Origin of the sequence: Salinicola sp. JS01 (genome assembly GCF_030284585.1) — a bacterium.
In the GTDB taxonomy this organism is placed as follows: Bacteria; Pseudomonadota; Gammaproteobacteria; order Pseudomonadales; family Halomonadaceae; genus Salinicola.
Map to the genome: position 1 here is coordinate 3,939,809 of NZ_CP127244.1, position 19,453 is coordinate 3,959,261.

Here is a 19,453-nt window from a genome sequence, read left to right on the forward strand (position 1 = left end):
ATGGTGGCATCACGCCCTGGCCGACCAATATGTGCCAGCAAGTCCGGTCATTCTTGTTCGCTTCTGCCAGAAATTTTCCTTTCTCTGACCGACGCCTACACGCAAGTCACTGGTACTCTGCCGATGCTCTGCGTCATCGAGAATGGCAGATACGAGCGAACGCCGAGCTGTCTCCCATGGCGCGCTGTAACCGCCGAATTCAGTCGCGACTCTCTGAAGAAGCCTTTTACATCAAGCCTTTGGCCCGCGAGATTGACGGGCGCCCGGCGGAGAAGCCTCGAACACGCGCAACGGCCACCCGCGCCAGCGCGCCCCGCCCGCTCTGGCTCACTCAGATGCTCAGAGGCACCCAGGCACGCCATACACCCCGCGTGCCTCACTGTGCCTTGCGCTCGGCGCGGCCAGCCACCATCCTTCGCCACGTCTCGGCGGCGCCAGGGGTGCCGCCTTCGCGATACTCAAGGATGATTCCCGTGTCCCGTTCCACTCTGCCCCGCCGGGGCCTGCTCACTCTCGTTGCGCTGCTGCTGGTGGCGCTCAATCTGCGTCCGGCACTCACCAGTGTTTCGCCGGTGCTCGGCAGTATCGCCGAGGCGCTGTCACTCTCGCCCAGCGTGCAGGGCATCCTGACCACGCTGCCGGTGCTGTTCCTGGGGCTGGCGGCGCCGCTGGCGCCGCGCCTGGTACGTCGTCTGGGGCCGGAGCGCAGCGTGTTCCTGGCACTGTTGGTACTGGGGGTGGCGCTGGCGCTACGCCCCTACGTCGGCGCCCTGGGGCTGCTGCTGGGCTCCGCCCTGGCCGGCGGCTGTATCGGGGTGATCGGGGTGCTGCTGCCGGGTATCGTCAAGCGCGACTTCCCCGAGCGGGTCAGCATCATGACCGGGCTCTACACCGTGGCGCTCAATCTCGGCGCCTCGGCGGCGGCCGGCACCACCGAGCCGCTGCGCCAGGCGCTGGGCGCGGACTGGCAAGGCGCGCTGGCGTTCTGGCTGCTGCCCGCGGTGGTCGCCGCGCTGCTGTGGCTGCCGCAGCTACGCGGCAGCGCGGCTACCCGGGTGGCGGCCCGCACCGGGGCGCGCCTGCGCCACGACCCGCTGGCGTGGCAGGTGTCACTGTTCATGGGGCTGCAGTCGTCGCTCGCCTATACCGTCTTCGGCTGGTTGCCGACGCTGTTGCAGGACCGCGGCCTGGCGCCGGTCACCGCGGGGCTGGCGCTGTCGGTGTCGATTCTGTTGCAGGTGACCACGGCGCTGGCGGCGCCGTGGATCGGCAGTCGCATGAAAGATCAGCGTGCGGTGCTGGTGGCGGTGATGGGGCTGACACTCACCGGGCTGATGGGCTGCCTATATGCGCCCATCGGCGGTATCTGGGTGTGGGTGGTGATCCTCGGGCTGGGCCAGGGTGGCACCTTCAGCATGGCGCTGACCCTGCTGGCGCTGCGCGCGCCGGATGCGCTGACCGCAGCCAGCCTCTCCGCCATGGCCCAGGGCATCGGCTATACCCTGGCGGCGCTGGGGCCGCTGCTGGTGGGCCTGCTGCACGACTGGAGCGGCGGCTGGAACGCGGTCGGCGGGCTGCTGGTGGCCATTGCGCTGGGCGCCATGGTCGCGGCCCTGGGCGCCGGCCGCGACCGCCAGGTGGCCTCGGTTCAGCAACGCTGAGCCACGACCCGGCACATCAGGTCATGGCCCCGGCTCAGGCCGGGGCCAGGCGCTCGGCCCCCCAGCTGCGCCGCAGGTAGCCCATCACCTCGCCCAGCTCGTCGGCGGAGACATGCGCCGGGGCGCCCTCCTCCTGCGGGTCGAGGTGGAAGATATAGAGCCGCGAGGCGAACTGGGCGAACGGCAGCGAGGCTTCGCCGAAGCGCTCACCGTTGCCGTCGGTGCTGACCCGCACACCGTCGCCCCAATCCTGGCCGCTATCGTTGTTGGGGTTGAAGAAGTAGACCCGCATGCCCTCGTCGGGGCCGAGCGCGGCCCGCAGGATGGTGATCGCATGCCAGCCGATGAAGCGCGCGGCGCTGTCGGTCACCGCGATCCCCGCCGGCTGCGGGTGCACCAGCGGCTGGTTGCCGTTGTAGAGCGGGTGGTAGGCAGCGTAGAAGTGGCGGTAGAAGGTCTCGGGGTCGTCGATCCGCCCGCTGGCGATATCCACGCTGATATGGAAGCCGCGCCCGGCCCACCAGCCGTGGAACTCGGGGTTGACCCAGCGGTGCGGGTCGCCGTCGCGGCCGATGCACAGCCGCCCCATTTCGGCATAGATACGGTCCAGATGCGGCACCACCAGCAGCGAGACCGGATCGAGATCCAGGGTCATGCCGCTGGCGAGCCCGGCGCCACTGGTGTTCGACGAGATCGGCTGGCCTTCGAAGTGCATCACGATCTCGTCGTCACGCGCCGCCCAGGTCACCATCTGCAGCAGATAGTCGGGGTCGTTGTAGGCCCACATGGAGAGCGCGCGTGCCGACTGGCAGGTGGGGTTGTTGCCCTGCCCCACGCCCAGCGGCAGGCCGAGCATGCACAGCACGCCCTCCACCAGCCGCGCCTCGGGCGTCGTGGCATCACCGTAGGCCAGACGCAGACGCTGGCGGGCGTTGTCGCTCAGCAGTAGGCCCAGTTGACGCCACAGCGCCGGCGCCAGCGGCGGCTGGTAGAGAATCCCGCGTTCGAGCAGCAGCGCCAGCCCGTAGATCCCCTGGGCCGTGGCCGGATGCGCCACCGCATCGATCAGGGCACGGATCAACTGGTGATAGCAGAGCAGGCAGTCGCGCCCGGTGGTCGAGAGCCCCAGCGCTTCACTGATCAAATGGTCGCCGTGGTCGAGCAGATAGCGCAGCAGCACCGGGTGATAGGGCGAGACCAGGCCGGTGTCGTGCATCGCCCGCGCCATGCCGGTGGCCTCCTGCTGCAGCGCCGCGGTGTCCATTCCCGCAAGGCGGCCGACATAGGCTTCGACGCCTGGGTCCTCGCGGCAGCCCTGGGTCGGCCCGTAGAGGCTGCTGACCAGCCGCGCCGCGCCCTGGCCGCTGGTGCCGAGGTCGATCTCCGGGTTGGCCTGACACAGCGCCAGCTGATCGATCATGCGGCGTACCGGGGCGACCATCAGCGGGCGCTGGCCGAGCAGCCGCCAGATCTCGTCGATCATGGTCTCGACGATGAACTCGTAGCCGACCCGCTCGGCGAGATAGCGCATCAGCGCCCGCGGCACCTCGGCCAGACGCCCCTGGGTCTCGCGCTCGGCCTCGCCGGAGAAGGCGAAGATACGCGACAGATTGAGCGCCAGCACCTGGGTCAGGTGATTGTGCGCCTGCTCGGCGGAGATCAACGGATGGGCGTAGTCGCCATGCGCCACCGCCAGCAGGCGCAGCTCGCTGAGCGCCTCGATCACCACCGTCTCGGCCTGGGGGCTACCGAGCGAGGCCGGGGTCAGCGCCGGTTGCAGGCGCTGCGGTTCGGCCCAGTCGGAGTCGGCGAAGGTTCCCGCCTGCTCGATCGCCTGGGCGCGCTGCTCCAGCGCCGCGCAGCCGCCCGGCTCGAGCAGGATACGCCGCGCCAGGTCGAAAACCCGCCCGGCGCGTCCCGGGCGGGAAAAACTGGGCGCCGATTCGAGGGCGGCGAGTGCCGCCTCGAGCTGTTGCAGCAGCGCACCAAGGCGCTGCTCGCTGACCGGCAGCTCGTTATCTGACGACATGCGCTGACACTCCCCGCCACTCTGGGCAACTTCGAAAAGACTCTGCCACTGTCGCGGATCAGACGTAGAAATCAAGCGACTCCTGATGCTTGAGCAGGTCGCGCAGGGTGTGCGGGTCGTCGCCGAAGAAGAACAGCAGCCCCCAGTGGGTGCCGAACGCCGTGCGCTTGGTCACGGTCTCCTCCAGCGGCGCGCTGAGTTCGTGGTAGTCGAAATAGGGGTGCCGCTCGGTCTCCTCCGGGATCTCCAGACGGCTGACCACCCGCCGGCGCGGATAGACGCCGAAGCAGCCGGCGTGCCCTTTGGCGCCGGTGACCGGCTCGGGGAAGAAGGCGGCGACCTCTTCCGCGGTAGCCTTGGGGTCGAACACCAGCATCGAGGCCTGATAGGCGTTGAAGCCGTAGGCGCGCTCGATCAGTTCGAACGCCTTGAACCCCGGCGGGCGATAGGCGACTTCGCCGAAGTACATGGTGCCGTCGCTGGTGACGAAGTACTCCGGGTGGATCTGGCCGAACTGGATGTCGAACGTCTTGATCAGGAGCTCGATCTGGCGCGTGATCTGCTCGCGGTACTGCTCCAGCTCCGGGGTCGCCGGCACGAAGACCGAGTAGCCGAGGGTGACGTATTCGGAAATATTGAGGAACTGGATCTTGCCGTCCCAGACCCAGGCTTCGACGGCGAACTCCCAGCCGTCCAGATGGCTCTCCATCAGCAGCGGGTACTCGCTCTCGGGGATGGCGTCGATCTCTTCATAGGTGCGGATCACCCGGTGGCCGAGGCAGCCGGCCTTGTCGAAGGCCTTGAGGTGGATCGGGTCGTCAGGGTCGCCGTCGAGCTTGAGCAGCGTCTGGTTGACGCGCTTGAAGAAGCGCACCACGTCGCTCTTCTCGTGGGCTTCTTCGAAGATACCTACGCGGATGCCGCCCAACTGCGCGCGGCGCTTCATCAGCGCCTTGTCACGGAACAGCACCGCCTGGCCGTGCAGGCGCGGGTTCTGCATCAGCACCGAGTTGATTGCCCCGGCCCACTCCACGGTTTCCTCGAACAGCGGCACCGCCGCGTCCACGCCCATGTCGCGCAGGGTCTCGGCGATCTCCATCGAACGGTCGTTGAGACGCTCGAAGTTCCATGGCAGGTAGGGGATCTCGTGCTGGCGGCAGTACTCTTCGGCCCACTCCGGGGCGACCACCACGTAGCGACGGTCAAAGGCTGCTGCGGCCTCCACCGCGCCCAGGCTCCAGCCCAGCAGCGCGATGTAGCCCTTGTCGGGATTCTTTTCCATGGTCGTGTCTCCCTGTTCGCTGTCGTTGTGATGTATGCCTACCTCAGTGTAGGGGAGATGCCGACCCGCGCCACCCCGCCGGCGCAAACTCGCCCAAAAGCCGTCAATATCCCAGCAGATAGAATCCAGAAAAAAGCATTTTGCATCATTCTTTATTAGGGATATCAGAACCTTTTGATGGCCATGCCGACGCAGCATTTAGGGTGCCTACACCACAAATCCCTACCTGGCGGCAGAGAGGCGTCAACCACGCCGGAATCGGATACCCTAGGGGCTCCCCCATCGCCCAGGAGATTCGCATGCCAGCCAGAGCCATCAGCCTCGAGCAACAGCAGCGTCTGATCGATATCGTGCGCGACGCCGCCAAGCGCGAGATTCTGCCGCGCTTTCGCAACCTGTCGGAAGAAGCGATCCGCGCCAAGAGCGCACCGGACGACCTGGTCACCGATGCCGATCAGGGCGCCGAGCGGATGATGACGGCGGCGATTCGCGAGCTGCTGCCGGAGGCGACGGTGATCGGCGAGGAGGCGGTGGCCGATGGCAGCGCCAGCCTGGGTGATATCGCCGGCGCCGAGCTGGCCCTGATCATCGACCCGGTCGACGGCACCTGGAACTTCGCCCGCGGGCTCAACCAGTTCGGCGTGATCCTGGCCGCCACCAGCTTCGGCGAGACGATCTTCGGGCTGCTCTACGACCCCATGGCGGACGACTGGATCGTCGCGCGCCACGGCGAGGGCGCCTGGTTCGGCCGCCCGGATGGCACCCAGCGCCGGCTGCAAGTGTCGGATACCGCGAACTTCGGCGAGATGGTCGGCTCGACATCGATCCGGCTCTTCCCCAAGCCGCAGCAGTACCAGCTCGCCGCGACCTTTCCCGACTTCCAGCGCATGATGGCGTTCGGCTGCGCCTGCCATGAGTACCGCACCATGGCGTTCGGTTTCGTCGACTTCATGCTCACCGGCAAGCTGATGCCGTGGGATCACGCCGCAGGGCTGATGATCCACGCCGAAGCCGGGGGCTATTCGGCGCTGCTCGACGGCACGCCCTACCAGCCGACGATTCACAAGGGCACGGTACTGGCGGCCAGCTCGAGAGCGCATTGGGAGCAGTTGCGCGAGAAGTTCAGCTTTCTGGGCTAAAGAGTGCCTGCACTCGTCGACGTCTTACGCAGCGCAAAGGCCATCATTGGCGATCCATGACGACGCCATCCAAGACGACGAAAACCGGCGCCAGGAGGGCGCCGGTTTTCTTTTCTCTAGCCGATCGGGACGAATCGATCAGATGGATCGATCAGGGAATGATCTTCTCCGCCCGCAGACGATCGAACAGATCGAAAAACGCCGCTCGCGTCTCGCGGAAGTGATCGAAGCCGAAGTCCCGCGATTTGGTGGTGTCGTTGACGCACTCCTGGTCGCGGCCGAGATCGGCATCGGTGTGCCACCAGGAGGCGAGCTTGTCGACATCCGGCTCGACCAGATCGTGCTTGGCGGCGATTTCGCGCCAGATCGATTCGGCACCGGCCATCTGTTCGTCGAGCGGCTGCATCGTCTCCGGGTCGTCCGAGGCTTCGGGGCCCTGACTTTCCAGACCAAAATACTCACCGATTTCGCGCCACATCCGACGCCAGCGGAAGACGTCTCCGTTGACGGTGTTGAACGCCTGATTGGCTGCACCCGGGGTGGTCGCCGCCCACTCCATCTGGCGCGCCAGCACCAGCGCATCGGTCATGTCGGTGAGCGCGTTCCACTGGGTCTGCGAGCCGGGGAAGACGAACGGCCGCCCGGTTTCGCGGCAGATCGAGGCATAGACCGCCAGCGTCGTGCCCATGTTCATGGCGTTGCCGCGGGCATAGCCGATCACGGTGTGCGGGCGATGCACGTTCCAGGCCAAGCCCCGGCGCTCGGCGGTCTCGAACAGTACGTCTTCCAGCGCATAGTAGAAGTTGTCGCCGGGCACGCGCGGCTCGGACTCGCGGAACGGCGTCTCGATCCGCCCACTGCCGTAGGCCTCGAACGAGCCCAGATACTGCTTGGTGCCGGTGACCAGCGAGGCATGCGCGAGCGGGGCCGCTTCGAGCGCGGCGAATAGATTGCGCATCATCTGGCTGTTGGCCTCGACATTGGCACGCTCGTTGTCACGGCGAATCCAGGTGCAGTAGAAGACGTGGGTGATCGGCAGGCCGGCCAGCGCTTGCTCGGTGGCGGTTGGGTCCAGCAGGTCGGCGGCGACGGGAATCACCCCGCTCTGCTCGGTGGCGCGGCGTGACAGGCCGTAGACGGTCCAGCCGCTGGCGACGAGATGGCTGGCCAGATTGCCGCCGGTGATGCCGGTGGCGCCGACGACGAGTGCAGTCCCCTTACGCATGGTCGATGACCTCCTATCCAGTCAGGGAATCGAATCCGGAAGACCCGGCAGCGCGCCGGATCGATGAGCGCAGTCTGGTAGCACCGGATCGTTGCTACAATCGAAAGCCTCGCAAATCTTTATTGCATGGGGCGCAACTCGATGGCGGACAGACCGACAACGCGGAAGGCGCTCGACACGCTGGATCTCAACGCCCTGCGCGTCTTCGAGCGCGTCGCCGCGACCGGCAGCTTCACCGCCGCCGCCCGGCATTTCCACCGTGCGGTCTCCTCGGTCTCGCGCCAGATTCGCGCTCTGGAAGAGGCGCTCGGCCAGCCGCTGCTCTACCGGCACACCCGCGCCGTCGCGCTCACCGACGCGGGCTGGCGCTACTACGAAGAGATCCGCGCGATTCTGGAACGGCTCGATCTCGCCACCGAGGCGCTGGCCTACCCCGACGCCGAGCCCAGCGGCGTGTTGCGCATCAACGCGCCTGTCGCCTTCGGCCAGCGCCAGATCGTGCCGCTGCTGCATGCCTTCCAGCGCCGCCACCGCGGCATCACCGCCGAGCTGCAGTTGAGTGACCAGGTCATCGACCCGGTAAGAGAAGGCCAGGACATCACCTTTCGTGTCGGCGACCTGGCCGACTCCTCGCTGGTGGCGAGCCGCCTGGCACCGATGAACTATGTGGTGGCCGCCGCCCCAAGCTATCTCGAAGCGCACGGGGCCCCGCAGACACCCGAGGCGCTGAGCGAGCACAACTGCCTGCTCTACCAGGGCGAGATGGGCCGCCAGCGCTGGTATTTCCAGACGCCGGAGCAGAGCAGCTCGACCCCGTTCGAGGTCAGCGGCAACCTCTACAGCAACGATGCCGAGAGCCTGCTGCGCGCCGCGCTGCTGGGCCAGGGGCTGGTGCTGTTTCCCACCTGGCTGATCGGCGATGCGCTCTCACAAGGCGAGCTGGTGCCACTACTGGAGGCGTGGCGCGGCGAAGTGATGCCGGGTCGCCGCGACATTCACGTGTTGACCACGGAGCGCCGCCTGCGCACGCGCAAGGTGCGCGCCTTTCTCGACTATCTGCGCGAATCGCTGGCGCCACGGCCGGCCTGGGATCGCTGGCGGGAGCGTATAGACGGCCTTTCGAGCGATCATAGACAAAGCTAATTAGCGATTGAATCGTGCGCGATCTATCTTGCCTGCATGACGACACCGGATGACACCGACAACGCCCTGGCGCTCGAATCGCAGCTCTGCTTCGCGCTCTATTCGACCCAACTGGCGATGAACAAGCTCTACCGCGGCCTGCTGCGCGAGCTCGATCTGACCTATCCCCAGTATCTGACCATGCTGGTGCTATGGCAGCGGGATCGTCAGACGGTGTCGGAGATCGGCGAACACCTCTACCTGGACTCGGCGACGCTGACGCCACTGCTGAAGCGCCTGGCTGCGGCCGGCCTGGTCACACGTCAACGCTCGCGCCAGGATGAACGTCAGGTGGAGATCGCCTTGACCGTCAAGGGCCGTGCGCTGCGTGAACGCGCCAAGGCGGTTCCCCATGCCGCCGGCTGCGCGGGCCAGTGTACACCCGAAGAGGCCGCCGAACTGCGCGACGCCCTGCACGGGCTGCGTCGGCGACTCGACGGCCAGTGACGCAGCGGTCGGATAGCATGGCCCTGCGGCGTGATCGCATCATGCGTCGGAGCGATCGATAGCGCGTTGTGAAATAGATAGACCGCTGTGAAATAGACAGTAGTGAAATAGATGGCAAAACGCTTTCACCCAACCAGGTCGCGCACGATTCAATGGCGCACGACCCTGAACTCGAAGGAGCAGTCTCATGTCACTCGATAAAGTTCTTTACCGCGCCCAGGCCACAGCTACCGGCGGCCGCGACGGCCGCGCCGCTTCCGACGACAAAGCGCTCGACGTCAAGCTCTCCACACCCAAGGAGCTGGGCGGCGCCGGTGGCGACGGTACCAACCCCGAGCAGCTGTTCGCGGCTGGCTACTCCGCCTGCTTCATCGGCGCGCTCAAGCTGGTGGCATCGCAAGAGAAAGCCAAGCTGCCGGAAGAGACCCAGATCCAGGGTGAAGTCGGCATCGGCCCCAAGGGTAACGGTTTCAGCATCGAAGCCACCCTGACGGTGAAGCTGCCGGGCATGGATCGTGAACAGGCCGAAGCGCTGGTCGAGAAAGCGCATCAGGTCTGCCCCTACTCCAACGCCACCCGCGGCAATATCGACGTCACCCTCAACGTCGAGGTCTGAACCGGCGTCGGCAGCGCCGACGCTCGTTCCACCCGGACGCCCCGGCCCCTTACACAGGGGCCGGGGCGTCTTGCTGTTGGCACAGCGCCAGGCCAGGCAACCGGCTCAGCGATTGAGAATGATCGCCGTGATCACGCCGGTGGCGACCGCAGCGAGCACGTAATCGCCATCGATATTCAGCCAGCGATGCCCGCGGGGTGGTTCCCGCAGATGCCGCGCGTGCCAGTCGCGTACCCAGTAGCGGTCGTCGCGATAGTAGCGCGCGGCGATCCGCCCGCCGGGATGCCACGCCCGTGATGGCTCATGGTAGCGGTCATGGCCGCGTTCGTGATGGTGGTGGTCATGCTGGCGCGCGTGGCCCGGGGGCCCGCCAGGGCCGTGACCAGGGCCACCCCCCGGATGCGCTTGGGCAGCGCCACTCAACCCCAGGGTGGCCATCAGGGTCAGGGCCGTGAGACGGCGCCCGAGACGGCTGTAAGGCGGGAGGCAATACGCCGTATTGCGGTTGTTGCCCATGTGGGTCTCCTCTCTCGCCGGGGGTGAACAGTCGGTGGCGCCGAGGCGCCAGTCGCCGGGAGATGAGTCGAGTGTGCCGGCAGAATAAGGAAACAGCGTTCATGAATAGTGAAGCTCGTCGCCGGGTATCGCGGTGACGCGCCTATGCCGCCCGGCCCTATAGCCAATTCGGGCACTGGTTAACTATGCTGAGGAAACTCATTCACCAAGAGACTCGCCATGCCGGACACACCCCGCGATAGCGCCGAGACAGCGGATACCGATACCGCCGATAGCAAGAGCAAGACTGCCCACGACATCGCCACGCCCCAGGCCGTGTGCGACTTCTGGTTCGAGACGCTCACAGCCAAGCAGTGGTTTGCCAAGGATGCTGCACTCGACGGCGAGATCGCGGATCGCTTCGGCGCCACGCTGGCAGCCGCCGCGCGCTGCGAGCTATGGCACTGGCGTGATACCCCCGCCGGGCGCCTGGCCGAGATCGTGGTGCTCGATCAGTTCTCGCGCAACGTCCATCGCGACACGGCGGCCGCCTTTGCCCAGGACCCGCTGGCCCTGGCGCTGGCCCAGGAGCTGATCGCCCGCGGTGAGGATGCCAAGCTGCCTCTGACGCAGCGCATCTTCGCCTATATGCCGTTCATGCACAGCGAATCGCTGGCGATCCATGCGCGTGCGGTCACGCTGTTCGACGTTCCCGGCATGGAGACACAGCTCGACTACGAGCACCGTCACCGCGAGATCCTCCAGCGCTTCGGCCGCTATCCCCATCGCAACGCCATGCTCGGACGCGTCTCGACGCCGGAGGAGATCGCCTTCCTGCGCCAGCCAGGGTCCACTTTCTGAGCCGCTGTCGCCGGCGAACGCCCGCCGCTACACTGGCGCGCCGTCTAGGGCCATGGCTCGACTCACTCTTTCGGCGCCCCATTCACTCGGCGCCCCATTGACTCGACGACCAACCAACTCGGCGACCCGCCCACAAGATGCTTCGCGGGTCGCTATCCCACTACACGCTGATCAGGACATTGACATGCCACCGCGCTCGACCTCGCCTCCACACTTCTCCGACGCGGCGCTGATGACCCTGATCCGCTCGACCCCGCTGGCGATCTGCATCACCGATGCCGAGGGTCGCTTCCAGATGGTCAACGCCGCCTACTGCAAGCTCTACGGCTATACCGAGGAGGAGCTGCTGGGTGAGGAGTTCACGCTGGTACTGGCCCCCGAACACCGCGACATGATGCGCCGCATGCACCGCGCCTTCATCGAGACGGGCGAGGACAGCGACCCGCTGATCGGCACGCCGGGGTCGCGCGCCGAGTGGGAAGTGGTCAACCGTCAGGGCAGGCAAATCTCGATTATGGCCGAGGCGGTCCGGGTGGAGGATGATCAGGGCAACGTCTACAAGGCGACCTTCGTGGTCGATATCAGCGAGCACAAGACGCTCGAGCGCTCCCTGCGCGAGGCCAACCAGCGCCTGACCCAGATCGCCATGTACGACGAGCTGACCGGCCTGCAGAGCCGGCGTGCTGGACTCGATCGGCTCGAAGCGGAGATTCACGAGCACCAGCGCTACGGCCAGCCACTGTGCATCGCCGTGATCGATCTGGACGGCTTCAAGCAGATCAACGACACCCACGGACACGCCATCGGTGACGAGATACTCGTCGGTGTCGCGGAGCTGCTGCGTCAATCGCTGCGCGAGAGCGATGCCGCGATCAGGCTCGGAGGTGACGAACTGCTGCTGGTGCTGCCCGGGGTCGCCCTGGATCAGGCGACCCAGGCGGTGGAGCGCATCCGCCAGGCATTGGCGTCGACCCCGCTCACTAGCCATTCTCTCGAGGTGACGCTGTCGGCAGGCGTCGCCGCCTACCGCGACGAGAGCCAGGACGCCCTGCTCGAACGCGCCGACCGCGCGCTCTATCGTGCCAAGCGCCGCGGGCGTAATCGACTTGCCCAGGCCCAGTAATCAGCGGCTTCCGAGCGTCAGCCTCCCCCACCGGCGACACCCAGCACCAGCCAGAGAACGATCGCATAGCGCAGACCCTTGCCGATCGCCACCAGCACCACGAAGTTGAACCACGGCACCCGCATGACGCCGCCGATCAGCGTCAGCGCATCCCCGCCGATGGGCAGCCAGCCAAACAGCAGCGACCACTGACCGTAGCGGTTGAAACGCACCCGGGCGCGGGCCAGCTGCGCCTGGCTGAGCGGAAACCAGCGCCGCTGCTGGAAGCGATCCACCTGGCGGCCGAGCACGCCATTGATCACCGACCCGAGAGTGTTGCCCGCGGTGGCCCAGAACCACAGCCAGAACAGCGCATGCCCTTGGGTGGCCAGCGCCCCCAGCAGCACCTCCGACGACGCCGGCAGCAGGGTGGCGGAGACCAGCGCGGTGACGAACAGGGTCAGATAGCTCACGCCTCTCTCCGGGCCGGGCGACTGATATTCCGGAATCTCAGCTCAGAATGAACCCGACACAGGCAGCGGTTGCCAGGCCCATCACGCCGTTGAAGATACGCCACGCCCGCGGCGTCTTCAGCAGCCGCCCGATCGCCATGCCGAACATCGCCCAGAAGGAGATGCAGAAGAACGCCACACTCTCCATCACCAGCGCCAGCACCAGGGCGTTGAGAACGAGCGGCCCTTCGTGGGGCAGAAAACCCGCCACCAGCGCGATGCCCATGACCCATACCTTGGGATTGACGAACTGGAAGGCTGCCGCCTGCCACGTGGTCAGCGGTCGCGCCCCATCCCGAGCGACAAGGTTCGGTGGCGGAGCACTGGCGATCTTCCACGCCAGATAGAGCAGATAGACCGCGCCCACCACCTTGAGACTCTGCTGGATCAGCGGGTAGCGCTCGAACAGCGTACCGAGCCCCAGCGCGATGCTCAGGAAGAGTACGAAGCCGCCGGCCATGATGCCGAAGATGTGCGGCAGCGTGCGACGGTAGCCGTAGAGCGCGCCGGACGCGGTGAGCATGACGTTGTTGGGTCCGGGGGAGCCGGTCATCGACGCGGCGAAGAGTGTCAGCGACAGCCACCAAGCGAGCGAGGTCATGCCTGCCCCTCCGCGGTCTGATTCCATGCCAGGGTGATGCGGCGATTGCGGGCGCCGCGGTTCTTGATGCTGGCCACGTGCAGCGCACCGATCTGGGCGGTGGAAGTCACATGGGTGCCACCGCAGGGCTGATAGTCGATATCGCCGATGCGAACCATGCGAATCATGCCGGCGCCCCGCGGCGGCGCCACCGACATCGTCTTGACCAGCTCGGGGCGCGCGTCGAGTTCGGCCTCGCTGATCCACTCGCTGGAGACCGGGTGGTCGGCTGCGATAAGCGCCTCTAGGCCCGCGGTCAGCGCCGCCTTGTCGAGGCTGGCCTCGCCCAGATCGAAATCGAGGCGACCGCGTTCGGCGCCGATGCTGCCGCCGGTGACCCCATAGGGCACCAGCACCGAGAGCAGGTGCAGGGCGGTATGCATGCGCATGTGCGCCCAGCGCCGCGGCCAGTCGATCTGCTGGGTCACGCTCTGGCCGACGGTGAGGCAGTGCCCGGGGTCGAGATAGTGCCACACCGCGCCGCCTTCGCCCTTGCGCGTGTCGTGCACCGTCAGGCAGCGGCCATCGGCGGTGATGAACACCCCGCTATCGCCGGGCTGGCCGCCCCCCTGGGGATAGAAGAGCGTGGCGTCGGTCGCCACCGCGCCATCGGTATCCACCGCAGTCACGCTGGCCAGACTCTCACGCGCCATGGGTAGATCGCGAAACCGCAGCTGGGTGGACATGCTGACCTCCTCTCGAACCGGCGCCTTGCCGGGCCAAATTGTATGGGTGCAATTTATTGACTTTTCGCGTCACCTTGCGAACAATTCGAGCATAAGCTCACCAGGAAACGGGTCAACCCGATTTTTGTCACCATGACAATCTGGACACCGACACTCTCTGGCAGCGGCCCGCGCTATCGTCAGCTCGCCGACGCCATCGCCGCCGCGGTAGCCAGCGGCGAGCTGGCCGCCGGCGACAAACTGCCCCCGCAGCGCCGCCTCGCCGACGCTCTGGGCGTGACCGTGGGGACGGTCACCCGCGCCTACGCCGTGGCCGAGCAGCGCGGGGTGGTCAGCGCACGGGTCGGCAGCGGCACCTATGTGCGTGGCGCCGAGGCCGGTATCGGCGCCTTCGACCATCTGTTCACGCAGCCGCGCGACAGCGGGTCGATCGATCTCAGCCACGCCACGCCGCCACCGACCGCGCAGCGCAGCCTGCATCTGGCCCGCGCGATGCAGGCGATCCAGCAGGACCCGGAGCAGCTCAGCGCGATGATCGACTACCAGCCGGAACCCGGGCAGGCATGGCAGATTGCCACCCTGGCGGCCTGGCTGGGCAAGATGGGCCGCACGCTCGACCCGGCCGAGCTGCTGCTCGACCAGGGCGGCATGCACGGTATCCATCTCTGCCTCAGCGCCCTGCTGCTGCCAGGGGAACGGGTCGCCGCCGAACGTCTCACCTATCCGGGCCTGATCAGCGCGCTGCAGCAACTGTCGCTCAAGGGCGTGACGATACCCCACGATGCGCACGGCATCGACGTCGATGCGGTGGCCCGCGCCCATGACCAGCAGCCATTCGCTGCGCTCTATGTGATGCCGGATTGCCACAATCCGACGACGGTACGTCTGAGCGAGCCACGCCGCCGTGCCCTGGCCGCGCTGGCCGAGGCGCGCGGGTTCTGGCTGATCGAGGACGATATCTACCCGCAACTGGGTGCCACGGAGACGCCGCTCTACCAGCTCGCCCCGGCGCACACGCTGACGCTGTTCTCGGTCTCGAAACTGCTCGGCGGCGGGCTCAGAGTAGGGGCAATACGCGCCCCGCAGGCGCTGCACGGGCGGCTGACGGCGGCGCTGCGCGCGCAGTGCTGGATGCCGCCGCCGCTGATGAATGGCGTGGTCGCGCACTGGATTGCCAGCGGCGACGCCGATGCGCTGCTCGCCTGGCAGCGCGAAGAGCTGGCGTGGCGCTTCGATCGCGCCCAGGAGAAGCTCGCGGCGTTCCACCCACAAGGTCAGCGCGGCGGCTTCTATCTGTGGCTGCCGCTACCCGCGGATCTGCGTTCGAGCCACGTCGAAGCGCAGCTGCGTGAGCGCCAGATCGCTGTCAGCAGTGCCGAGAGCTTCTGCCTCGGCAGCGTCAGCGCGCCCCAGGCGCTGCGCCTGTGCATCAGCGCCGCGGAGAGTCGCGACGCCCTCGAGCGAGCCCTCGACACCATTGCCGAGACCCTCGGCGACCCGGGGCCGATGCTGTGGCAGACGCTGTGATCGGCCTGACCTCAGGCGCGCGCCGCTCTCAATAGCCCAGCGTCGAATCGACCCGATTCTCCAGCGCCTCGCCCGCCAGATAGCGGCTGACGTTGGCGAAGAAGCTGCGCAGGCAGCGCGGTACATAGTCAGCGTCATAAAGGCCGCTGTGGGGAATCACCATCAGATTGGGCGTGCGCCAGTAGGGTGACGCCGGCGCCAGCGGCTCTTCGGGAAAGACATCGAGCACCGCCCCGCCCAACTGGCCCGCCTCCAGGCGCTGGGCCAGGGCGGCGACGTCCAGCACCGGCCCGCGGCCGATATTGATCACCCCGGCATGCGGTGGCAGCGCCGCCAGCTCGGCGGCACCGACCAGGCATCGCGTCTGCGCGGTCAGCGGCAGGGTGATCAGCAGGAAGTCGGCCTCGGCCAGCGCCTCGGGCAGACGCGCCTGGGGCAGGCTGAGATCGGCCAGCGGGTGGGCCTGCCCGCTACGGCTGACCCCGGTGATCTTAAGTCCCAGCTGCCGGGCCGCCCGCGCCGCCGAACTGCCCAGCGCACCCATGCCCAGGATCACCACCCGCTTGCCTTCGATAGGTTCGAGCGCGCGCTGTGCCCAGCGCCGCTCGATCTGCTGGGTGACGAACGTCGGCACGGCGTTGTTGAGCATCAACAGCGCCGTCAGCGAGAACTCGAAGGTGCGCGCCTCGTGATTGCCGCGGGCGTTGGTGATGTAGAGCCCCGCCGGCAGCGCCGCCAGCGGCACCCGGTCGACCCCAGCGCTGGTGATATGCACCCAGCGCAGCGCGGGCGCCCGCGCAACGGCATCGACCAGATCCAGCTTGCCGACCACCACCAGCACTTCGGCGGTGGCCAGGGCGGCGTCGAGGGTAGCCGCATCACGGCTGAAGCTCAGCGCGATGCGCGATGCCAGCCCGGCGCACTCGTCCAGAATGTCGCGCACCCGTTCGGCGCTGAAATCCGGCGACTGGCGGAAGGCGGGATCGGTGTAGATATGCACCTCGAGCGGCTTGGCGGCAGGCATGACGGTTCCTCGGCAGCAGGGAGTTCAATGGAGGGGCCGGGCTCACACCGGCAGCGGGCGGCTCTCGGCCAGCGCCTCCATGGCGAAATAGGAAGTGACGGTGTCGATCTCGAAGCCGTCGATCAGGCGCTGATAGATCAGGTCGAAGGCACCGATATCACGCGCCACGATCTTGAGCATGTAGTCGTAATCGCCGCCGATACGGTAGAAATCGATCACCTCGGGGATGCCCAGCACATGCTCGCGGAAGGCCGCCAGCCAGGCGCGTGAATGGCTGCGGGTGCGGATCATCGAGAACACCACCAGCCCGAAGCCGAGCGCCTGACGGCTCAGCACCAGCCGCCGCGCCTCGATCACGCCGGCCTCTTCGAGCTGTTTGACCCGCCGCCAGCAGGCGTTCTGGGACAGATTGACCCGCTCGGCCAGCTCGCGCTGGGCGCAGCCGGGGTGCTGCTGCAGCTCGCGCAGAATGGCGAGGTTGAAATGATCCAATTTCACGCCGCTCATGGGGTCAAATCACTCAATGTCTGGGTCGATACCGGGTCATAACGAGAAATCTACCCGCCCGAGACGGGATATCATAGCCTCGTTCGTTGCGCTTGCACGTCCTCTAGGTTCTGTACGAAAAGTCAGCGAGCGAAGGAAAGACAAGGCAAAAATCGGCGAAAACGCGGAGTTTACGAGGTGTAAATGAGCATTTTGAGCCGATTTTTAACGCCGTATTGCCGAGCGCAGATAGTTTTCGTACAAAGCCTAGTATCGAGGCCTCCATGACCACACTCGCCGACTTCACACACGCCCTCTCCGGCCCCGACCTGCTGGCGCGCCTGCGCCAGGGCCTGATCGGCGACGACCTGCCGATCACCACGCCCTTCGGTCAGCGCCGCCTGCTCTACGCCGATTATGTCGCCTCCGGGCGCGCGCTGCGCCAGGTCGAGCGCTTCGTCAGTGAAGAGGTCCTGCCGTTCTATGCCAACTCGCACACCGAGGCGTCGCACTGCGGGCAGACCATGACCCGGCTGCGCCAGGAGGCACGGGCGCTGATCGCGCGGGAGCTCAACGCCGAGGATTGCCATGTGGTGTTCAGCGGCAGCGGCGCCACCGCCGGTATCAACCGGATCGTGGCACTGCTCGATATTGCCGCCGGGGTGCGCCGCGGCGAGCGCATCCGCGTGCTGGTCGGCCCCTACGAGCACCACTCCAATCTGCTCGCCTGGCGCGAGAGCGGCGCCGAGGTGGTCGAGATCCCCGAAGGCGACGCCGGCGGGCCGGACCCGGCGGCGCTGGAGCAGGCGCTGGTAGCGGCCGCCGGCAGTGACCTGATCGTCGGCGCCTTCTCGGCCGCCTCCAACGTCACCGGCATCATCAGCGACGTCGACGACATCACCCGCCGGCTCAAGCGCCACGGCGCCCTGGCGATATGGGATTACGCCGGTGCCGGCCCCTATCTGGCGATGGACATGGCGCCCGCGCCGGACTGCCGCAAGGATGCCATCGTCTTCTCGCCGCACAAGTTCGTCGGCGGCCCCGGCGCCTCCGGGGTCATGGTGGTGCGCGACAGCGTGGTGCGGCGGCACACGCCTTCGCTGCCCGGCGGCGGCACGGTCAGCTTCGTCTCACCCTGGGCGCATCGCTACAGCGCCAACCTGGCGGCGCGCGAGGAGGGCGGCACGCCCAACGTGATCGGTGACATCCGCGCCGCGCTGGCGCTGATGGTCAAGGCCGCGATCGGGCTGCCCGAGATCGCGCAGCGCGATGCCGAGCTGCGCCGACGCGCCCTCGCCCATTGGGCCGACGAGCCGCGGCTGGAACTGCTGGGGCGCCAGGACGTGGCGGCGCTGCCGATCTTCTCCTTCCGCATACACGACGCCGACGGCGACCTGATTCACCATCAGCTGTTCACCCGCATGCTCTCGGATCTCCACGGCATCCAGGCCCGCGGCGGCTGCGCCTGCGCCGGGCCCTACGCCCACCGCCTGCTGGGGATCGACGCCTCCGCCTCGGCGGCACTGGTCGAACGCCTCGACCAGGGGCACGAACTGGACAAGCCCGGCTGGGTCAGACTGAGCCTGCATCTGCTCCACAGCGAAGAGCAGGTGGCGCGCCTTCTCGATGGCGTGCTCACCCTGGCCCAGGAAGCGCCGACCTGGGCCCGCCACTACCGCGCCGACCCGGCTACCGCACGCTTTCGGGCCGAGACCGCCGAGGGATGACAGCCGCGCCGAGGCGGGTAAGATGAACGCCTTCGCCGCGTCAGTCGCGCCCGCTTTCCTGTTCGAGCCATCGCCATGCCCCATCTGAACCGTCGCCCGTTCGTCTTTCTGCGCCACGCCCAGAGCACGCGCAATCAGGAGCGGCGTATCGGCGGCCAGCACGACGTCCCCCTCACCGCCCGCGGCGAGGCCGAGGCGCGCCGCGCCCAGGCGCTGGTTGGCGGCCTCGACTGGTCGCTGGCGGTCGCCAGCCCGCTGGTGCGCGCCCGCCACACCGCCGAGCTGGCGCTGGGACGCGCGCCCGACCGCCTGATCGAGGGGCTGATGGAGCGCCACTGGGGCGATCTGGAGGGGCAGCCGATCCCCACCGCGATCCCCTACACCGACACGCCGCCCAACGGCGAAGCCTGGGAGGCGTTCGTCACTCGTATCGCCACCACCCTCAATGCGCTGCTCGACGAAGCCGATACCCCGCTGGTGGTGGGCCACTCCGGGCTGGTACGCGCGGTGCGCTGGCTCACCAACGGCAGCCCCACCGGCCCGCGCTCGGCCAACGCCATCCCGCTGTGGATCGCGCCGGTTGCCGGAGACCGGTGGGAGATTCGCGACTTTACCGCCGCTGATCGCGCCAGACTCGGGGGCTAGCGCAGCCCGCAGGGGCCCATCGCTTCTCCCCGGGCAGTGGCGCAGCAGGGTGCGCCGCGTTGACCTGCCTATAAATAAAAATGATAATGATTATCTTTAATCAACTAGAAAAATACTGCCGATGCTCGCCTGCCACGGCCGCTCCGCCTCTTCCCTGCGCCGCTGGC

Annotated in this window: 19 protein-coding genes; 10 read left to right on the forward strand and 9 right to left on the reverse strand. The window is 67.2% G+C overall.

What is annotated here, in order from left to right:
* Positions 1-473: 473 nt before the first annotated feature.
* Positions 474-1,661, forward strand: a complete 1,188-nt coding sequence (locus tag QO259_RS18015) for a CynX/NimT family MFS transporter (protein ID WP_502949117.1) — start codon at positions 474-476, stop codon at positions 1,659-1,661.
* A 34-nt stretch (positions 1,662-1,695) separates the two neighbouring features.
* Here the strand turns inward: QO259_RS18015 and QO259_RS18020 are convergent, their stop codons facing one another.
* Positions 1,696-3,690 carry a hypothetical protein gene (locus tag QO259_RS18020; RefSeq protein ID WP_285951048.1) on the reverse strand — a complete coding sequence of 665 codons (1,995 nt, stop codon included), beginning with the start codon at positions 3,688-3,690 and terminating at the stop codon, positions 1,696-1,698.
* A gap of 58 nt (positions 3,691-3,748) precedes the next feature.
* Complete coding sequence (locus tag QO259_RS18025) at positions 3,749-4,972, reverse strand: ATP-grasp domain-containing protein (RefSeq protein ID WP_285951049.1); 1,224 nt, start codon at positions 4,970-4,972, stop codon at positions 3,749-3,751.
* 299 nt (positions 4,973-5,271) lie between these two features.
* Here QO259_RS18025 and QO259_RS18030 point away from each other — a divergent pair, with 299 nt between their 5' ends.
* On the forward strand, positions 5,272-6,111 hold the full coding sequence (locus QO259_RS18030) for an inositol monophosphatase family protein (RefSeq protein ID WP_285951050.1): 840 nt from the start codon (positions 5,272-5,274) through the stop codon (positions 6,109-6,111).
* Positions 6,112-6,262: 151 nt separating this feature from the next.
* On the opposite strand, the gene QO259_RS18035 is transcribed toward QO259_RS18030, so the two are convergent.
* Positions 6,263-7,336: an SDR family oxidoreductase gene (locus tag QO259_RS18035; RefSeq protein ID WP_285951051.1), complete on the reverse strand. Its 1,074-nt coding sequence runs from the start codon at positions 7,334-7,336 to the stop codon at positions 6,263-6,265.
* A gap of 180 nt (positions 7,337-7,516) precedes the next feature.
* On the opposite strand from QO259_RS18035, the gene QO259_RS18040 reads away from it, so the two are divergent.
* From QO259_RS18040 to QO259_RS18050, 3 genes are all read left to right on the forward strand, one after another.
* Positions 7,517-8,479, forward strand: a complete 963-nt coding sequence (locus QO259_RS18040) for a LysR family transcriptional regulator (protein ID WP_285952796.1) — start codon at positions 7,517-7,519, stop codon at positions 8,477-8,479.
* Positions 8,480-8,515: 36 nt separating this feature from the next.
* A complete protein-coding gene (locus tag QO259_RS18045) occupies positions 8,516-8,965 on the forward strand; it encodes a MarR family winged helix-turn-helix transcriptional regulator (RefSeq protein ID WP_285951052.1) in 450 nt (149 codons plus the stop codon).
* 187 nt (positions 8,966-9,152) lie between these two features.
* Positions 9,153-9,581 carry an organic hydroperoxide resistance protein gene (locus QO259_RS18050; protein ID WP_207036757.1) on the forward strand — a complete coding sequence of 143 codons (429 nt, stop codon included), beginning with the start codon at positions 9,153-9,155 and terminating at the stop codon, positions 9,579-9,581.
* A 105-nt stretch (positions 9,582-9,686) separates the two neighbouring features.
* Here the strand turns inward: QO259_RS18050 and QO259_RS18055 are convergent, their stop codons facing one another.
* Positions 9,687-10,097, reverse strand: a complete 411-nt coding sequence (locus QO259_RS18055; protein ID WP_285951053.1) for an RcnB family protein — start codon at positions 10,095-10,097, stop codon at positions 9,687-9,689.
* A gap of 219 nt (positions 10,098-10,316) precedes the next feature.
* On the opposite strand from QO259_RS18055, the gene QO259_RS18060 reads away from it, so the two are divergent.
* Complete coding sequence (locus tag QO259_RS18060) at positions 10,317-10,937, forward strand: DUF924 family protein (RefSeq protein WP_285951054.1); 621 nt, start codon at positions 10,317-10,319, stop codon at positions 10,935-10,937.
* Between the two features lie 184 nt (positions 10,938-11,121).
* Entirely contained in the window at positions 11,122-12,060 is a 939-nt protein-coding gene (locus tag QO259_RS18065; protein WP_285951055.1) for a sensor domain-containing diguanylate cyclase, read from the forward strand.
* 17 nt (positions 12,061-12,077) lie between these two features.
* Here QO259_RS18065 and QO259_RS18070 read toward each other — a convergent pair whose 3' ends face one another.
* The 3 genes from QO259_RS18070 to QO259_RS18080 are packed head-to-tail and all read right to left on the reverse strand — an operon-like array spanning position 12,078 to position 13,877.
* The gene (locus QO259_RS18070) at positions 12,078-12,512 is read right to left on the reverse strand and encodes a YqaA family protein (protein WP_285951056.1); all 435 of its coding nucleotides are present in this window, start codon (positions 12,510-12,512) and stop codon (positions 12,078-12,080) included.
* Positions 12,513-12,549: 37 nt separating this feature from the next.
* Positions 12,550-13,152, reverse strand: a complete 603-nt coding sequence (locus tag QO259_RS18075; protein WP_285951057.1) for a LysE family translocator — start codon at positions 13,150-13,152, stop codon at positions 12,550-12,552.
* A complete protein-coding gene (locus QO259_RS18080) occupies positions 13,149-13,877 on the reverse strand; it encodes an alanyl-tRNA editing protein (RefSeq protein ID WP_285951058.1) in 729 nt (242 codons plus the stop codon). The genes QO259_RS18075 and QO259_RS18080 overlap by 4 nt, the downstream gene beginning before the upstream one ends.
* 132 nt (positions 13,878-14,009) lie before the next feature.
* Between QO259_RS18080 and QO259_RS18085 the strand changes: the two genes are divergently transcribed.
* Positions 14,010-15,404 carry an aminotransferase-like domain-containing protein gene (locus QO259_RS18085; protein ID WP_285951059.1) on the forward strand — a complete coding sequence of 465 codons (1,395 nt, stop codon included), beginning with the start codon at positions 14,010-14,012 and terminating at the stop codon, positions 15,402-15,404.
* 28 nt (positions 15,405-15,432) lie between these two features.
* Here QO259_RS18085 and QO259_RS18090 read toward each other — a convergent pair whose 3' ends face one another.
* Together QO259_RS18090 and QO259_RS18095 are read right to left on the reverse strand one after the other, a co-directional pair.
* Complete coding sequence (locus QO259_RS18090) at positions 15,433-16,428, reverse strand: D-2-hydroxyacid dehydrogenase (protein ID WP_285951060.1); 996 nt, start codon at positions 16,426-16,428, stop codon at positions 15,433-15,435.
* Between the two features lie 42 nt (positions 16,429-16,470).
* Complete coding sequence (locus QO259_RS18095; protein WP_207036739.1) at positions 16,471-16,926, reverse strand: Lrp/AsnC family transcriptional regulator; 456 nt, start codon at positions 16,924-16,926, stop codon at positions 16,471-16,473.
* 272 nt (positions 16,927-17,198) lie between these two features.
* On the opposite strand from QO259_RS18095, the gene QO259_RS18100 reads away from it, so the two are divergent.
* Complete coding sequence (locus QO259_RS18100) at positions 17,199-18,641, forward strand: aminotransferase class V-fold PLP-dependent enzyme (protein WP_285951061.1); 1,443 nt, start codon at positions 17,199-17,201, stop codon at positions 18,639-18,641.
* 75 nt (positions 18,642-18,716) lie between these two features.
* Entirely contained in the window at positions 18,717-19,286 is a 570-nt protein-coding gene (locus tag QO259_RS18105) for a histidine phosphatase family protein (RefSeq protein WP_285951062.1), read from the forward strand.
* The last annotated feature ends 167 nt before the right edge of the window (positions 19,287-19,453 follow it).

What these genes read in the sequence shown, in the direction of transcription:
- QO259_RS18020 (WP_285951048.1), bottom strand. Translation starts at nt 3,690, where the DNA reads ATGTCGTCAGATAACGAGCTGCCGGTCAGCGAGCAGCGCCTTGGTGCG.
- QO259_RS18065 (WP_285951055.1), top strand. Translation starts at nt 11,122, where the DNA reads ATGCCACCGCGCTCGACCTCGCCTCCACACTTCTCCGACGCGGCGCTG.
- QO259_RS18025 (WP_285951049.1), bottom strand. Translation starts at nt 4,972, where the DNA reads ATGGAAAAGAATCCCGACAAGGGCTACATCGCGCTGCTGGGCTGGAGC.
- QO259_RS18045 (WP_285951052.1), top strand. Translation starts at nt 8,516, where the DNA reads ATGACGACACCGGATGACACCGACAACGCCCTGGCGCTCGAATCGCAG.
- QO259_RS18030 (WP_285951050.1), top strand. Translation starts at nt 5,272, where the DNA reads ATGCCAGCCAGAGCCATCAGCCTCGAGCAACAGCAGCGTCTGATCGAT.
- QO259_RS18050 (WP_207036757.1), top strand. Translation starts at nt 9,153, where the DNA reads ATGTCACTCGATAAAGTTCTTTACCGCGCCCAGGCCACAGCTACCGGC.
- QO259_RS18085 (WP_285951059.1), top strand. Translation starts at nt 14,010, where the DNA reads ATGACAATCTGGACACCGACACTCTCTGGCAGCGGCCCGCGCTATCGT.
- QO259_RS18060 (WP_285951054.1), top strand. Translation starts at nt 10,317, where the DNA reads ATGCCGGACACACCCCGCGATAGCGCCGAGACAGCGGATACCGATACC.
- QO259_RS18105 (WP_285951062.1), top strand. Translation starts at nt 18,717, where the DNA reads ATGCCCCATCTGAACCGTCGCCCGTTCGTCTTTCTGCGCCACGCCCAG.
- QO259_RS18055 (WP_285951053.1), bottom strand. Translation starts at nt 10,097, where the DNA reads ATGGGCAACAACCGCAATACGGCGTATTGCCTCCCGCCTTACAGCCGT.
- QO259_RS18090 (WP_285951060.1), bottom strand. Translation starts at nt 16,428, where the DNA reads ATGCCTGCCGCCAAGCCGCTCGAGGTGCATATCTACACCGATCCCGCC.
- QO259_RS18075 (WP_285951057.1), bottom strand. Translation starts at nt 13,152, where the DNA reads ATGACCTCGCTCGCTTGGTGGCTGTCGCTGACACTCTTCGCCGCGTCG.
- QO259_RS18035 (WP_285951051.1), bottom strand. Translation starts at nt 7,336, where the DNA reads ATGCGTAAGGGGACTGCACTCGTCGTCGGCGCCACCGGCATCACCGGC.
- QO259_RS18080 (WP_285951058.1), bottom strand. Translation starts at nt 13,877, where the DNA reads ATGTCCACCCAGCTGCGGTTTCGCGATCTACCCATGGCGCGTGAGAGT.
- QO259_RS18100 (WP_285951061.1), top strand. Translation starts at nt 17,199, where the DNA reads ATGACCACACTCGCCGACTTCACACACGCCCTCTCCGGCCCCGACCTG.